The sequence below is a fragment of the Xanthobacter autotrophicus genome (assembly GCF_030015065.1).
GTDB lineage: Bacteria > Pseudomonadota > Alphaproteobacteria > Rhizobiales > Xanthobacteraceae > Xanthobacter > Xanthobacter autotrophicus_D.
In genome coordinates this window covers 34,894-49,952 of record NZ_JAIVFN010000018.1, presented here as the reverse complement: position 1 = coordinate 49,952, position 15,059 = coordinate 34,894, and the positions used below count along the sequence as shown (strand labels likewise).

The following is a 15,059-nucleotide window of genomic DNA, read 5'->3' as shown; positions in this document are numbered from 1 at the left end:
AACCCCGGCCCTCCCCCGCAAGCGGGAGAGGGAGCGACAGTCTCATCGGCGCCGCCAAGATTGGCGACGGTATTGCGTTTTCGTCCGGCGACTGACGCCCACCTGTTTCACCGAGGCTGCCCTTAAGCCCCGAGCCCGAGATCCTCAGCCATGATCGAAACCCGCGCCACCGACACCTTCTCAGCCCTTCGCCAAGCCGCGTCCGAGCGCATCCTCGTGCTCGACGGCGCCATGGGCACCATGATCCAGGCGCTGAAGCTGGACGAGGCCGGCTATCGCGGAGCGCGCTTTGCCGACTGGCCGCGCGACGTGAAGGGCAACAACGACCTTCTCAGCCTGACCCAGCCCGACGCGGTGCGCGCCATCCACCTCGAATATTTCCGCGCCGGCGCGGACATGGTGGAGACCAACACCTTCTCCGGCACCGCCATCGCCCAGGCCGACTACGGCATGGAAGAGCTGGTCTATGAGCTGAATTTCGAGAGCGCCCGCCTCGCCCGGGAGGCCGCGGACATCGCCCAGGCCGAGGACGGCCGCCCGCGCTTCGTCGCCGGCGCCTTCGGCCCCACCAACCGCACCGCGTCCATTTCTCCCAACGTCAATGATCCCGGCTTCCGCGCCGTGACCTTCGACGACCTCGCCCGCGCCTATCACGAGCAGGCCCGCGGCCTCGTGGACGGCGGGGCGGACATCCTGCTGGTCGAGACCATCTTCGACACGCTGAACGCCAAGGCCGCCGTCTTCGCCATCGAGCAATTGTTCGCCGAGCGCGGCATCCGCCTGCCGGTGATGATCTCCGGCACCATCACCGACCTCTCCGGCCGCACCCTCTCCGGCCAGACGCCCGCCGCCTTCTGGTATTCGCTCCAGCATGCCCGGCCCTTCTCCATCGGCCTCAACTGCGCGCTGGGGGCCAGGGAGATGCGCGCCCATGTGGCCGAGATCGGCCGGGTGGCGGACACGCTGGTGTGCGCCTATCCCAATGCCGGCCTGCCCAACGAATTCGGCATGTATGACGAGAGCCCGGAAGCCATGGCCGCCCTCGTGGGCGAGTTCGCCGCCTCCGGCCTTGTGAACATCGTCGGCGGCTGCTGCGGCACCACGCCCGCCCATATCCGCGCCATCGCCGAGGCGGTGAAGGGCAAGGCGCCCCGCACGGTGCCGCAGATCCCGCCGCGCCTGCGTCTTTCCGGCCTGGAGCCGTTCGAGCTGACGCCCGAAATTCCCTTCGTCAACGTGGGCGAGCGCACCAACGTCACCGGCTCCGCCCGCTTCAGGAAGCTCATCACCAACGGCGACTTTGCCGCCGCGCTGGCGGTGGCGCGGGACCAGGTGGAGAGTGGTGCCCAGGTTATCGACATCAACATGGACGAAGGCCTCCTCGACAGCGAGGCGGCCATGGTCACCTTCCTCAACCTCGTCGCCTCCGAGCCGGACATCGCCAGGGTGCCGGTGATGGTGGATAGCTCCAAGTGGGAGATCATCGAGCAGGGGCTGAAGCGGCTTCAGGGCAAGGGCATCGTCAATTCCATCTCCATGAAGGAGGGCGAGGACGCCTTCCGCGAGAAGGCGCGCCTTGTGCGCAGCTACGGCGCCGCCGTGGTGGTGATGGCCTTCGACGAGGAGGGGCAGGCCGACACGTTCGAGCGCAAGACCGCCATCTGCGCCCGCGCCTACCGCATCCTCACCCAGGAACTGGGCTTCCCGCCGGAAGACATCATCTTCGATCCCAACATCTTCGCGGTGGCCACCGGCATCGAGGAGCATGCGGGCTATGGCGTCGCCTTCATCGAGGCGACCCGCTGGATCCGCCAGAACCTGCCCCACGCCCATGTGTCGGGCGGCGTCTCCAACCTGTCTTTCTCGTTCCGCGGCAACGAGCCGGTGCGCGAGGCCATGCACGCGGTGTTCCTCTATCACGCCATCCAGGCGGGGATGGACATGGGCATCGTCAATGCCGGCCAGCTCGCCGTCTATGACGAGATCGAGCCCGCCCTGCGCGAGGCCTGCGAGGACGTGGTGCTGAACCGCCGTCCCGACGCCACCGAGCGCCTGCTGGAGATCGCCGAAGGCTTCAAGGGCGCGGCCGGCAAGGAGAAGCGCGAGGCGGATCTGGCCTGGCGCTCGTGGCCGGTGGAGAAGCGGCTGGAGCATGCCCTCGTCAACGGCATCACCGACTTTGTGGAGACCGACACGGAAGAGGCGCGCCAGTCGGTCGCCCGCCCGCTCCACGTCATCGAGGGTCCGCTGATGGCGGGCATGAACGTGGTGGGCGACCTGTTCGGCGCCGGCAAGATGTTCCTGCCCCAGGTGGTGAAATCCGCCCGCGTGATGAAGCAGGCGGTGGCCTATCTCATGCCCTTCATGGAGAAGGAAAAGGAGGAGATGGGCGTCACCTCCGCCTCGGCCGCCGGCAAGGTGCTGATGGCAACCGTGAAGGGCGACGTGCACGACATCGGCAAGAACATCGTGGGCGTCGTGCTCCAGTGCAACAATTACGAGGTCATCGACCTCGGCGTCATGGTGCCCATGGCCAAGATTCTCGAGACGGCCAAGGCCGAGAAGGTGGACGTGATCGGCCTTTCCGGCCTCATCACCCCATCGCTGGACGAGATGGTGAACGTCGCCGCCGAGATGGAGCGCGAAGGCTTTTCCCTGCCGCTCCTCATCGGCGGGGCCACCACCTCGCGCGTCCATACGGCGGTGAAGATCTCGCCCCGCTACGAGCGGGGGCAGGCGGTCTATGTCACCGACGCCAGCCGGGCGGTGGGCGTGGTCTCGAACCTGCTCAATCAGGAGACGCGTTCATCCTACGTGGCGGACATCCGCGCCGAATACGAGAAGCTGGCCGAGGCCCATGCGCGCGCCGATGCCAACAAGCAGCGCGTGCCCCTCGCCAGGGCGCGGGAGAACGGCCTGAAGCTGGATTTCTCCACCTATGAGGCGCCGAAGCCCTCATTCCTCGGCACCCAGGTGTTCGAGGACCACGACCTTGCGGACCTCCTGCCCTTCATCGACTGGACGCCCTTCTTCCAGTCCTGGGAGCTGACCGGGCGTTACCCGGCCATCCTTCAGGACCCGGTGGTGGGTGAACCGGCCCGTGCGCTGTTCGCCGACGCGCAGGCGATGCTGGAGAAGATGGTCGCCGAGAAGTGGGTGAGCGCCCGCGCCGTGGTGGGCTTCTGGCCGGCCAATGCCATGGGCGACGACATCGTCCTGTTCCGCGACGACACCCGCAAGACGCCGCTCGCCACCCTCCACACCCTGCGCCAGCAGCTGGCGCGGCGGGAAGGGCGCTTCAACCTCGCCCTCGCCGATTTCGTCGCGCCGCTGGAGACGGGCGTCGCCGATTATGTGGGCGGCTTCGCGGTGACCTCCGGCATCGGCGAGGAGGAGCGGGTGGCGGCCTTCAAGGCGGCCAACGACGACTATTCAGCCATCCTTTTGAAGGCCCTGTGCGATCGCCTCGCCGAGGCGTTCGCCGAGCGCATGCACCATCTGGTGCGCACGAGGCTGTGGGCCTATGCCGCCGACGAAGCGCTCGGCAATGACGACCTCATCGCCGAGCGCTACCGCGGCATCCGCCCCGCGCCCGGCTATCCGGCCCAGCCCGACCATACCGAGAAGGCGACATTGTTCCGGCTGCTGGAGGCCACGAACAAGGTGGGCATCCACCTGACGGAGAGCTTTGCCATGTGGCCGGGGGCGGCGGTGTCGGGCCTCTATTTCGCCCACCCCGAAAGCGCCTATTTCGGCGTCGGCCGCATCGAGCGCGACCAGGTGGAGGATTATGCCGCGCGCAAGGGCTGGAGCGTGGAGGACGCCGAGAAGTGGCTCGCCCCCATCCTCAATTACGATCCGGCGCGGGTGGAGGCGGCGGAGTAGGGCGGGCGCATCGCGCGCCCGGTCCCGGACCCATGCCGCGCGACCCTGGGGATTATCCGCGCAGGGCGGCCAGAACCCCGAAGGGCGGGCGGCCTATACCGCCCGCATAGGCGTTCGCCAGCCTGACGAAGCCGGCCACATGGATCTCCTCGGCTCGCGCCGTCTCCTCCACACCCGCGGCGTCCAGCAGGGCGCCTGCGTCCACCCCCAGGGTCTTCAGGCTCTGGCGCAGCATCTTGCGGCGCTGGCCGAAGGCGGCTTCCGTCACCTTCTCCAGCGCGGAGAGCGCGCACGGCAAAGGTTCCGCCCGCGGCACCAGATGGACCACGGAGGAGGTCACCTTCGGCGGCGGTACGAAGGCGGAGGGGGCGACATCGAAGGCGATGCGCGCCGTGGTCCGCCAGCCCGCCAGCACCGCGAGCCGGCCATAGGCCTTCGAGCCCGGCGCGGCGACGATGCGTTCCGCCACCTCCTTCTGGAACATCAGGGTGAGGGATGAGAACCAGGGCGGCCAGGGATCGGCGGAGAGCCAGCCCACGAGCAGCAGCGTCGCGATATTGTAGGGCAGGTTCGCCACCACCCGCACTTCGCCCGCTCCTTGGCCGTCGCCGACGAGGGGGAGCACGTCCACCTTCAGCGCGTCGCCGGAGATCACCTCCAGCCGGCCGGGATAGTGTTCGGATATTTCCGCCAGCGCATCGAGGCAGCGTTGATCGCGCTCGATGGCGATGACGCGCTTCGCACCCAAAGCGAGCAGCGCCCGCGTCAGCCCGCCCGGGCCCGGGCCGACCTCCACCACCGTCGCCCCCTCGAGGGGGCCGGAGGCGCGGGCGATGCGGCCGGTGAGGTTGAGGTCCAGCAGGAAGTTCTGGCCCAGCGATTTCTGCGCCGAGAGGCCGTGCCGCCGGATGACGTCGCGCAGCGGCGGGAGGTCGTCGAGGGCGCTCACGCCACACTCGCCGCGCGGCGGCCTTCGCGCTCCGCGCGGACGACTTCCGTATCCGCGAGGCGTCGGGCGAGCCGGAGCGCCGCCATCAGGCTGGAGGGATTCGCACGGCCGGTGCCGGCGATGTCGAAGGCGGTGCCATGATCGGGCGAGGTGCGGATGAAGGGCAGGCCCAGGGTCACGTTCACCCCGTCGTGGAAGGCCAGGGTCTTGGCCGGAATCAGCACCTGGTCGTGATACATGCCCACCGCCACGTCGTAGCCGGCCCTTGCCTCGGGGTGGAACAGGGTATCGGCGGGCAGCGGGCCGCGCGCGTCGATACCCTCGCGCCGCAGGGCGTCCACGGCGGGGCGCACGATGGTCTCGTCCTCGGTGCCGAGGGTGCCGTGCTCGCCCGCATGGGGATTGAGGCCGCAGAAGACGAGGCGGGGTCGGGCGATGCCGAAGCGCCGTGCCATGTCGCCGGCGACGATGCGGCCGGTCTCCACCAGAAGGTCGATGGTGAGATGGCCGGGCACGTCCGCATAGGGCAGGTGGATGGTGGCCGGCACCACGGCGAGCTGCTCCGACCAGATCATCATCACCGGATGGGGCGGGGGGCAGCCGGGGCGCGTGGCGCGGGCGGCGAGGAATTCGGTGTGGCCCGGAAACGGGAAACCGCCCGCATACATGACCGATTTCGCCAGCGGATTGGTGACCAGAGCCGCGGCGCGGCCGGCCTGGACGAGGCCGAGCGCCGCCTCCAGGCTGGCCACCACGCAGGGGGCGCTGGAGGCATCCGGCCGGCCGGGCGCGGCGGTGGAGGCGGGGCCGACGGGCAGCACCGGCAGCGCCTCGGCGAAACGGCCGGCGGCGTCTTCCGGCCCGGTCTCGGCGAGGGGCACGGTGAGCCCGAGATGCCGGGCGCGGGCGGCGAGCGTTCCGGGATCGCCCGCGACCATGAAGGCGGGCAGGCGCGCCTCGCGACGCCGAACGAAGGCGGCGAGGACGATATCGGGGCCGATGCCGGCGGGATCGCCGAGGGAGAGAACCAGGGGGGCAGGCGCGACCATCACAACGTTTTCCGCAAAAGTAAGTACCGGCTTTGCGTCACGAAAACGCGCTGCGACGACAGACGGAAAGCCGGTGCTCCGCGCCAGCCCCTCATGACCAAGGTCGGACCGAAGGGCCCGGTTTGCAAGCCGGGCGATGCATGGCCGAAAGCTCTTCCCTTGCGCCGTGGGTCAGCGGCGATACTCGATGAGCGACTGCTTCCGCAGCTCCGCCATGAAGCGCTTGGATTCGGCGGTGAACTGGCTGGACGAAAGCTCGTCCTTGATCTCCTTCTTCTGCGAGCTCTCGCCGCGCACCTCGCGCTTGCCGCACATGGCGAAGGTCTCCACCCCGGATTGCGCGACTTCCGGCGGAGTCAGCCGACCCACCTCGGTCTTGTCGAGGACCTGCTTGAGCGGGGCCGGCATCTCGGAGGACAGGCGCGTCACCTTCGGCCGCACCACCACTTCCTTCAGCGACTTGACCATCTCCGCGCCGGCGTCGCAATCGGTGAAGCGGCCGCGCAGGGCGTTGGCCTCGGCAAGGCGGGCGCCATAGTTGCCGGCATTGCGCGGCACCACGAACACGATGGGCATCAGCGTGTATTCGGTGGCGATCATCTGGGTCTGGCCGCGCTTCTGCAGGGCTGCGATCACATCCGCGTCACGCACGTTCACCGTGCCGGAGCGGGCGCGCACATACTGGCCCCACACATAATCGGCGAGCAGCTTCTGCTTGAAGGTGCGGTCGTCGAGCCCCTGCTGCTTGAAGCCGGCGGAAAGCTGCTCGGGCGTGCGGCCGGAGCGCTCAGCCACGGACGCGAACAGGCGGTCCACGTCCTTCTGGTCCACGTCCATCTTCAGGCGGATGGCCTGCTGGATCTTGATGCGCTCGTCGATGAGATCGTCGAGCGCCTGCTGCGACGTCATGCTCTTGCGCTCGATCATCTGGTTCAGGCGCTGGCGCTGGGAGACATCATAGGTGGTGATCGGATCTCCGTTCACCATCACGATGATCTGCTGGGCATGGGCGGGCGCGCCGGAGCCGAGAGCAAGGAAGGCCAAAGCGAGGGCGGAAAGGAAGAAGTGGCGGAACGTCATGGTCCTGTCCGAAGGTCACTCGGCGACTTGTGTCCCCTTCCTGTGGCGGCATTGCGGCCCGCAGCGCGAACCGCAGCCGAAGCGGCCGTCGTCGCGGCCGGCCTCGGCCTCACTGGCTGGTTTCGCTGCTGGAGCCGAAGGAGGTGGAGAAGCCACCCTCACCAAGCGTTCTCAGCCCGATACGGAACATCACCTTGTTCACCGGAGCCGCATTGGGCCCGTTGACGGTGTAGTCGGTGATGTAGTTCATGGCGAGGGTGAAGCAGTCGTCGATATAGCTCAGGCCCACCAGCGTATAGTCGAAGTCGCCGCCAACGAAGTCATAGCGCACGGCGCCGCGCAGCGCCCAATTGTCGGTGAGCTTGTAGGAGGCGTTGGTGTAGATGCCTTCGCGCTTGTCGTAATAGCCCAGCAGCGGCTGCGCCTCGTAGCGGCCGTAGGTGACCGCCACGTTGAACCGGTCGATCTCCGCCCGACCCTGCAGCTCGAAGCGCTGCATGGAGAGGTTGTCGTTGTCGAACCGGAAGCGGGTCACGAATTCGAGATACTTGGTGGGCGAATAGCCGAACTTGGCGATGTAGTCGGACGCCGTGGTCTCCAGGCCCGATTCGAGGCCCGTATTGGCCATGTCGCCATAGGCGAACGAGTTCCGGCCGAACAGATTGTAGGACTGGCCGATGACCGCGGTGACCAGGCCGGCGCCATGGATGGCGGCGGTGTAGGTGACACCAAGGTTGACGCGGCTGCCACCCTCGACCCGGTCGTAGCCGGAATACTTGTTGACCTCGAACAGGTTGGTGTCGTCGAACACGAGGCTCTGGGCATCCTCGTTCGGGAACTGACCGATGTCGGTCTCGTTGGGGCGGATGATCACCTGGGCGCGGGGCTCGATGATCTGGGTGCCCCAGCTCTCGGCCGAGATGAAGGGGTATTTGTAGTCGAGGCCCACCGCCGGCATGCCGCGGATCAGGTCGTCGCTGCCCGACTGGAGCGCGTTCTGGCCGGGGAGGGTGGCGCCGTACATGTAGCTGTAGGGCAGGAAGCCGGTGTCCACCGAGGCGACGTCCACCCGGGCCGTCACGAACGGGGTCCAGATCTGGCCTGCGGAATCGGTGATGGCCTTCTTCCAGTAGAGCTCGGCCGACAGGCGCGTGTAGTCCCCCGGCGCGCCGCGCAGCAGGCACTGCTCGGGATTGGGGCTCATGAGCGCGCAGGAGCCGGTGGGAATGCCCACGGCGCCGGTGGAGGAGGTGAGCGCGGAGGTGCCGATGAAGTCGGCCTCCTGGCGGGTCAGGCTGGTGAGGTTGACCTTGAGGCCGGATTCGCCGCCCCACAGCGCCTTGTCGAACACCTTGTTGTAGTTGAGCGTGCCGACGATGGGCTGGAGGTCCTGGTTGTCGGTCACCGACATGCCGAGGAAATAGAGCCCGCGCACGTCGAAATAGGAGCGGTCGCCCTGGCCCGTCAGGTAGACGGTCGAGGTCTTGGTGGTGACGCCGTCACCGACGAGGTTGTAGTCGCGCAGGAAGGTGCGGTCGGAGGCGATGGTCGCATCCCAGCCGAAGGTCCAGAACTTGTTCAGCGCGAACGCGCCGGTGGTCTCCACGGCGCCGCGGTTGTCGCGATAGCCGGGCAGATACTCGGTCAGCCCGTAGGACGTGGTGGTGAAGGCGTCCTTGTCCTGCTGCATGATGCCGGCGGCGCGGATGGTGTAGGCGCCGTTGATCAGGCGCTGGCGCCACTCGCCCTGCATCAGCACGCCCTGCTTCGTGGTGAAGGCGGGCGTCAGCGTCAGGTCGCGATCGGGCGCGATATTCCAGAAGAAGGGCGTGGAGACGCCATAGCCGATCTGGCTCGACGAGAAGAATTCCGGCATGAGGAAGCCGGTCTTGCGCTTCACGGTCGGGTCAGGCGAGGACAGATACGGGAAATAGGCCACCGGCATGCCGAAGAATTCTACCCAGGCATCCTGGTAGTAGATCATCTTCTCTTCTTCGTTGTGGACGATCTTCTTGGCCTTGATCTGCCACAGCGGAGGCTTGCTCGGATCATCCTTGCACGGCTCGCAGGCCGTGTAGACGCCGTTCTGGAACACGGTGACGTTGCCGTCGGTGCGGTCGGCACGGGTGGCGGCGAAGTGGGTCTGGTCCGGGGTGTCGAGGCGCAGGGAATCTATGAAGCCCTGCCGGAAGTCCTGGGTCAGCTCCAGATTGTCGGCGGTGACGATCTTGCCGTCCCGGTCCTTGAGCCGGACATTGCCCTGGGCAAAGAGAGTGTTCGCCTTGCGGTCGAGCACCACCCGGTTCGCCTCCAGGGTCGCACCGTCATAATAGATCTGGACGGTGCCGACGGCGGAGACCGTTTCCCTCTGGTAGTCGTATTCGAGCTGGTCGGCGGTCACCAGCATCTTCTGGTTCGGGTCGAGCTTGCGCGCCCCGGCGAAGCCCGCGCCGAGGGTGCTGTTGCCGGTGGGCGCGGCCGACTGCGTCTGCGCGACCGCGGGCGCGGCGGCAAGAGTCGCGGCGGCAATGGTCACGGCCCCAAGGCTCGCAGCCATCAGGAGGAGGCTTGCCGCGGACGCAAGGACACCCCTCCGGCGCGCGCTGCGGCGCCGGGCCCTGGTGGCATTGCCTACGGCGGGGGAAAGCCCGACCGTCATCCGTCCTCCCGGTGCAACAGAACGAGTACCCCCAGAAGAATCCCGGCTACCGCAGGAAACCATGCTGCAGCAACGGGATGAACGAAACCTGCCTCGCCGAGATCCTCAGCGAGCTTGGTCCCAACATAAAGCAGAAAGCCCGCCAGCACGCCACCGAGAATCGTCTGGCCCACCCCGCCGAAGCGGAACACCCGCAGCCCCACCACCGCGGCAATGAGTACCATTGCCACCAGCAGAAACGGCCGCGCCAGAAGGCTCTGGAGCTGGAGGCGGTATTTTGCGGCGCCGAAACCGGATTGTTCTGCACTGCGGATCGCCGCGGGAAGTTGCCAAAACGACACGGTTTCCGGGGCGATCAGGGACTCCTGTATCTGCTTGGGATCGAGATTCGTAGCGATGAGATAGGTATCATAGTGGTGGTTATCGAGGCCGGGAACGAGCACCCGGGCATCGGTAAGAATCCATGCACCATCTCCCAAGGTTGCAGACCTTGCCTCCACACGTTCCACGAGGCGGTCGGCCTTGTCGAACTCGAACACCACCACGCCGTAGAGCTCCCGGCCGCCCTGGCGCGAGGCCTGGGCCTGGATGATGGACTGGCCGTCCACGCTCTGCTGGCGCACCCAGAATTCCTTCTTGCTCTGGGGCATGATTCCGGACGACGCGGAGGTGAAGATCTCGCCCTCGATCTGGTTCGCCCGCTCCTTGAAGTCGGCGGACACGGGGTTGAACACCGTGGTGGCGAACACGCCGATGAGGAAGGCCACCAGCACCGGCGGGGTGATGAACTGCCAGACCGACAGCCCCACGGCGCGCGCCACCACCAGCTCGAGCCGCCGCGACAGCAGGACGAAGGTGGCGATGGCGCCGAACAGCACGGCGAACGGCATCAGTTGCTCGGTGAAGGCCGGAGCGCGATAGAGGGTGACCAGGGCGAGCAGGCCCACCGTCACCTGCTCGCGGTCGGCGGTGCGCCGCGCCATCTCCAGGAAGTCCACGAGCACGATGAGCGTGACGCAGGACATGAAGATGAGCACCACCGCGTTCGCGAACCGCCGCGCGAAATAAAGGCCGAGGATGCGTCCGATCATGGGGTCAGGCCGCCGCCCGCCGCGCGAGGCGCTGCTTCAGCCGGTCCGCCAGCGCGACCAGGGTCGCCGGCGGCGCAAGGCGGATCCAGCCCTGGATGATCATGGCGCAGATGGCCACGGTGGCGATGGGCAGGAGATAGATCAGCGGAACCGCCGCGACCTGCGTCTTCAGCTGGCCGGCAATGGCGAAATTGCCGATCTGGACCAGGCCCATGGCCGGGATGATGGCGCCGAGCGCCGCGCCGCGGCTCTGGCGGGTGGTGCGCGGGTTGGCCAGCGCCGCCGCTGCGATGGCGAAGAAGGCCAGGGGATAGAGCCCGGCGGACAGGCGTTTGTGCAGCTCTTCACGGTAGCGGCCGGGGAAGAACCGCACGTAAAGGTCGTTCTCGGGCGGGCTCAGCACGTAGCTCAGGGGGCGTTCCATGGGCTTCACGTCCTGGCCCTGGGAACTGGGGGCGAGGGACGACAGGTCGAAGGCGTAGCGCTGGAACTCCACCACGGAGGAGTTGGACGCCTTGTCCCGGTCCTTTTCCGCGCCGCCGCGCCGCTGGATCGAGCCGTTTTCCAGCACCAGGAAGATGCCGGCATCGCTCTCGATGATCTGGCCGCGGTCGGCGAGGTAAGTGGATACGCCGTCATCCCGGGCGTCATTGATGAAGATACCGCGCATCACGCCGTTGGCGGCGCGCTCGCGCACATGGAAGACGAGGCCCTGCGACAGGTTCACGAAGCGGCCCGGCTGGGCGACGAAGGACACCACGTCCGCGCGCACCTTGGTCACCTGCTCGCGGAAGGTCGCGAGGCTTGCCGGTACCAGCACGGTGGCGAGCAGGGCGCAGAAGGCGGAAACCAGGAGGGCGAGGACGGTGAGAGGGCGCAGCAGCCGCCACGGCCCCATGCCGGCGGAGGCCATCACCACGATCTCACTGTCGCCGTTGAGCTTGAGCAGGGTGTAGGCGGTGGCGATGAACAGCGCCGCCGGGGCGATCACCAGCACCAGCGTGGGCATGGTGAGGCTGGTGATGGCGACGAAGGCGAGGATGGTCTGGCCCTGGCTGGTGACGAGATCCAGCTGCCGCAGGGCCTGCGTCGCCCAGATCATTCCGGCGAGCACCACCACGACTCCCAGAAACGCCACCGCGGCGGTGGAGAAGATGTAACGATCCAGACGGCCCATCAAAGCGTGCCTCAATGCGCGGAGCCGCCCCTCTCTCGCATTCCCCCAATCGAGCGCGCTCTGGATAACCGGAAGCCGCGCCCGGCGCAAATGCCACCGGGGCAGGCATTCTCGGTCCGGGGAGACCCGCAGCCCCCGGCCGGAACGCTGAAACTGCCGCCGACATCAAGGAAGGAGCCGGTTTGGCGCCCGGATCGCGGTGCGAACCGGGCGGGCGCCGTGCCCCGGCGTCCTCAGCTTGTGCGGCCCACCGTCTTCAAGGCGAACAGATAGACGAGCGCAACCTCGTCCAGCTTGTCGAATCGCCCGGCGGCGCCGCCGTGCCCCGCATCCATGTTGGTTCGCAACAGGATGGGTCGTCCCCCGGTGTCTGCTGCCCGCAGCCGCGCCACCCATTTCGCCGGCTCCCAATAGGTGACGCGGGGATCGGTGAGGCCGGCGAGGGCGAAGATGGAGGGGTAGGCCCGGGGACGCACGTTATCCACCGGCGAATAAGCGAGGATGCGCCGGAAGGCGGCCTCGTCCGTGATGGGATTGCCCCATTCGGGCCATTCGGGCGGGGTCAGGGGCAGGGTGTCGTCCAGCATGGTGGTCAGCACGTCCACGAACGGCACCTCGGCCACGATGCCGGCGAACAGGTCGGGCCGCATGTTGGCGATCGCCCCCATCAGCATGCCGCCGGCCGAGCCGCCCTGGGCGACGATGCGGTCGGCCTTGGTGAAGCCCTCCGCCACCAGATGCTCGGCGCACGCGATGAAGTCGGTGAAGGTGTTGGGCTTGTTGGCAAGCTTGCCGTCGGCATACCAGCGCCAGCCCTTGTCCGTGCCGCCGCGCACATGGGCGATGGCATAGATGAAGCCGCGATCCACCAGCGACAGGCGGCTGGTGGAGAAGCCCGCCGGAATGGTGATGCCGTAGGCCCCATAGCCATAGAGCAGCAGCGGCGCGGAGCCGTCCAGCGGCGTCCCCTTGCGGTAGAGCAGGGAGACCGGCACGCTCTCGCCGTCCGGCGCGGGGGCGTAAAGGCGGCGCGTCACATAATCCGCCGGATCGTGGCCGGAGGGCACCTCCTGCCGCTTCAGCATCTCCCGGCGCCGGGTCGCCATGTCGTAGTCCCACACCTCTGACGGGGTGGTCATGGAGGCATAGGTGAAGCGCACTTTGCTGGTGTCGAAGCCGAAGCCGGGGTGAAGCCCCAGCGCATAGGCCTCCTCGTCGAAGGCGATGGCGTGCTCGTCTCCCGATGCGAGGTCGCGGACGATGATGCGCGGCAGTCCCGCCTCCCGCTCCAGCCGGGCCATGTGGCCGGCGAAGACGGTGTGGCTCAGGATCATCCGCCCGGCCCGGTGGGGCACGAGATCGCGCCAGTTCGCGCGGCCCGGCGTGGCCGTCGGCGCGGTGACGAGCTTGAAGTCCTCCGCCCCGTCCGCATTGGTGAGGAGGATGAGGCTGTCGGCGCCGGCGAGATCCGGATGGTGCTCCACCTCGTAGCGCACGCCGGTCTCGCGCGGGGCGACGCAGCGCGGGAGGGGCGCGGTTTCGGCGAGGTCCAGCAGGTGGACTTCCGATGTCTCGTGGTCGCCGCAGGCGATGAGGCCATAGCGGTGGGACTGGGTCTCGCCCAGCGAGACGAAGAAGCCCTTGTCCGGTTCCTCGTAGATGAGGGAGTCGGTGGCGGGATCGGTGCCCAGCACGTGGCGGAACACCTTGGACGGCCGGTGCTCGGCATCGCGGCGGATATAATAGAGCACCGTTCCGTCGGCGCTCCACAGCAGGTCGCCGGTGGTTTCCTCGATCACGTCCGGCAGGTCGGCGCCGCTCGACAGGTCGCGGATGTGGATGCCGTAGAGCTCCGAGCCGGAGGTGTCCGCCGCGAAGGCGAGCCGGGCGTGGTCGCGCGTGTGGCGCCAGTGGCCGAAGTGGAAATAGGCCTTGCCTTCCGCCTCCCTGTCGCCGTCGAGCAGGATGGCCTCCGGTCCGTCCGGCAGGGGCTTGCGGCAATAGAGCGGATGCTGGCCGCCCTCCCGGTGCCGGGAGAAATAGGCGAAGGGCCCGTCGGGGGCGGGAACGGAGGCATCATCCTCCTTGATGCGTCCGCGCATCTCGGCGACGAGCGCCGTCCGCGCCTCGCCCATGGGGGCGAAATAGGCATCGGCGAAGCTGTTCTCCGCCTCCAGATAGGCGCGGATGTCGGCGTCGAGCACCGATGGGTCGCGCATGACGGCGCGCCAGTTCTCGGCGCGCAGCCAGGCATAGTCGTCCGTGAGGGCGACGGCGTGGACGGTGCGCTCGCTCGGCCGGCGCGGTGCGCGGGGCGGCTCAGGCGCCACGGTTGTCCCCGTCGTCGGGCGCGAGCTTGAGTGCCGTGCCGTTCATGCAGAAGCGCAGGCCCGTGGGGGCCGGTCCATCCGGGAAGACGTGGCCGAGATGGCTTTCGCAGCTGGCACAGCGGACTTCGATGCGCCGCATGCCGTGGGAGGTATCCTCGTGGGTCACCACCGCATCTGGCGAGACCGGCGAGAAGAAGCTCGGCCAGCCGGTGCCGGAATCATACTTCGCCTCGGAGCGGAACAGGGGCGTTCCGCAGGCGACGCAGGAATAAAGGCCCGGCCGCTTCTCGTCCCAGTAGGGGCCGGTGAAGGCGCGCTCGGTGCCGTGCTCGCGGGTGATTCGATACTGCTCGGGCGTGAGGCAGGAGCGCCATTCGCTCTCGCTCTTCACCACCTTCGCCTCGTTCTCGCTTTGGACCGCGTGGGACGGGGCAGGATTGGGCATGGGAAACCCTCGGTTTGGTTTTGTCGAGAGGTAGGCATTCCCCGCGGCAACGGCAAGGCTGCGCCGGAGGCGTCACATCTTTTTTGGCTGGCGTTGGCTGTCGATGGCGCGTCCGTGACGGGCGGGCGCCGGCCGGCTCGATCGGGCCGCAAGCGGCGGCCGGTCACGCGACCAGCGCCAGGGAAGCTGAATCCGGCGCTTGGGAAAGAGTTGGCCGGCGTTTCACTACGGGAACGGTAGCCGGACGGCTCCTTCTATGCGCAAAACGCGCTCGTCGTCTGTCATGTATGCAAGAAGAGCAAACGTTTTCGCGAAATACTGGTTGCAAAGCCAATGTCTCGAATCTAACAAAGATGCAGCTCCTTCCTCGCCGGAGTATTGCGGGGGCGGCTGA

9 protein-coding genes are annotated in these 15,059 nt (G+C 67.6%); 1 reads left to right on the top strand and 8 read right to left on the bottom strand.

Going from position 1 to position 15,059, the window contains the following annotated elements; translation table 11 throughout:
* Window positions 1-150: 150 nt before the first annotated feature.
* Entirely contained in the window at window positions 151-3,885 is a 3,735-nt protein-coding gene (gene metH / locus K9U40_RS06245) for a methionine synthase (RefSeq protein WP_282889345.1), read from the top strand.
* A gap of 52 nt (window positions 3,886-3,937) precedes the next feature.
* On the opposite strand, the gene rsmA is transcribed toward metH, so the two are convergent.
* The 8 genes from rsmA to msrB all read right to left on the bottom strand — a co-directional run bounded on the left by rsmA (window position 3,938) and on the right by msrB (window position 14,665).
* Window positions 3,938-4,834, bottom strand: a complete 897-nt coding sequence (gene rsmA, locus K9U40_RS06240; protein WP_282889344.1) for a 16S rRNA (adenine(1518)-N(6)/adenine(1519)-N(6))-dimethyltransferase RsmA — start codon at window positions 4,832-4,834, stop codon at window positions 3,938-3,940.
* A complete protein-coding gene (gene pdxA, locus K9U40_RS06235) occupies window positions 4,831-5,883 on the bottom strand; it encodes a 4-hydroxythreonine-4-phosphate dehydrogenase PdxA (protein WP_282889343.1) in 1,053 nt (350 codons plus the stop codon). The genes rsmA and pdxA overlap by 4 nt, the downstream gene beginning before the upstream one ends.
* Window positions 5,884-6,054: 171 nt before the next feature.
* Window positions 6,055-6,963: a peptidylprolyl isomerase gene (locus K9U40_RS06230; RefSeq protein WP_282889342.1), complete on the bottom strand. Its 909-nt coding sequence runs from the start codon at window positions 6,961-6,963 to the stop codon at window positions 6,055-6,057.
* Window positions 6,964-7,072: 109 nt separating this feature from the next.
* Entirely contained in the window at window positions 7,073-9,520 is a 2,448-nt protein-coding gene (locus K9U40_RS06225) for an LPS-assembly protein LptD (protein WP_282889341.1), read from the bottom strand.
* Window positions 9,521-9,618: 98 nt separating this feature from the next.
* Window positions 9,619-10,713 carry an LPS export ABC transporter permease LptG gene (gene lptG, locus K9U40_RS06220; protein WP_282889340.1) on the bottom strand — a complete coding sequence of 365 codons (1,095 nt, stop codon included), beginning with the start codon at window positions 10,711-10,713 and terminating at the stop codon, window positions 9,619-9,621.
* A gap of 4 nt (window positions 10,714-10,717) precedes the next feature.
* Window positions 10,718-11,890 (bottom strand): LPS export ABC transporter permease LptF, encoded by a 1,173-nt coding sequence (gene lptF, locus K9U40_RS06215; RefSeq protein WP_282889339.1) that lies wholly within the window; start codon window positions 11,888-11,890, stop codon window positions 10,718-10,720.
* 233 nt (window positions 11,891-12,123) lie between these two features.
* The gene (locus K9U40_RS06210; RefSeq protein WP_282889338.1) at window positions 12,124-14,220 is read right to left on the bottom strand and encodes a S9 family peptidase; all 2,097 of its coding nucleotides are present in this window, start codon (window positions 14,218-14,220) and stop codon (window positions 12,124-12,126) included.
* A complete protein-coding gene (gene msrB, locus K9U40_RS06205; protein ID WP_282889337.1) occupies window positions 14,210-14,665 on the bottom strand; it encodes a peptide-methionine (R)-S-oxide reductase MsrB in 456 nt (151 codons plus the stop codon). Before msrB ends, K9U40_RS06210 begins: the two co-directional genes overlap by 11 nt.
* Window positions 14,666-15,059 lie beyond the last annotated feature (394 nt).

Coding starts and splice junctions, on each gene's coding strand:
- metH (WP_282889345.1), top strand. CDS start 151: ATGATCGAAACCCGCGCCACCGACACCTTCTCAGCCCTTCGCCAAGCC.
- pdxA (WP_282889343.1), bottom strand. CDS start 5,883: ATGGTCGCGCCTGCCCCCCTGGTTCTCTCCCTCGGCGATCCCGCCGGC.
- K9U40_RS06230 (WP_282889342.1), bottom strand. CDS start 6,963: ATGACGTTCCGCCACTTCTTCCTTTCCGCCCTCGCTTTGGCCTTCCTT.
- K9U40_RS06225 (WP_282889341.1), bottom strand. CDS start 9,520: ATGGCTGCGAGCCTTGGGGCCGTGACCATTGCCGCCGCGACTCTTGCC.
- lptG (WP_282889340.1), bottom strand. CDS start 10,713: ATGATCGGACGCATCCTCGGCCTTTATTTCGCGCGGCGGTTCGCGAAC.
- lptF (WP_282889339.1), bottom strand. CDS start 11,890: ATGGGCCGTCTGGATCGTTACATCTTCTCCACCGCCGCGGTGGCGTTT.
- msrB (WP_282889337.1), bottom strand. CDS start 14,665: ATGCCCAATCCTGCCCCGTCCCACGCGGTCCAAAGCGAGAACGAGGCG.